Annotated in this window: 1 pseudogene; it reads right to left on the bottom strand. The window is 45.4% G+C overall.

From position 1 onward, the window contains the following. Positions 1 to 537: pseudogene (locus R7R24_RS29940) on the bottom strand (cache domain-containing protein); the annotation flags it as partial.

Here is a 537-nt window from a genome sequence, read left to right as displayed (position 1 = left end):
TTCACTTTGGCTTTGTAACTCGTTCAATGACAAATCAAAACCAAGAGAGCCGATGATCTCGCCACGTAACTTGATTGGTTGGCTGATGGTCGTGATCAGTTCTTGTTTGCCGCGAACCGGATACATGTACGGTTCCATCACGAACGTTTTACCCGTTTCGTAAGGCATCAAGTGCCAATCGTCTTTACGCTCACCATTGTTGTTTAATTCAGTATTGCTAAAGCTATCCATCGCCACAACATCAAAACTGTTGTGCGAATTTGGCGAAAAGAATGGCGCTAAGTAGCCTTCGCTATTAAAGCCAAGGCTTTTGTCTTGAATCGTTGGCTCAACCCACGATGGCTTTTCCCATACCATGTAACCAGCAAACACAGCTTTGTTCTGAGCTTCTAGCGACGCAATAAACTGTTTAACAATAATGTCTGGCGTCGCGGCCGTCTCTGCGCTTAATTCGATAATTGAACGCGCTTGCTTTAGGTTCGCCAACACGGGCTCTAACTGGTTGGAAATATTCAGCCCTTGCTGAATCGCCGTATT

It is taken from the genome of Vibrio sp. 704, from assembly GCF_033339295.1.
This window is presented reverse-complemented; position numbering and strand designations above follow the sequence as displayed.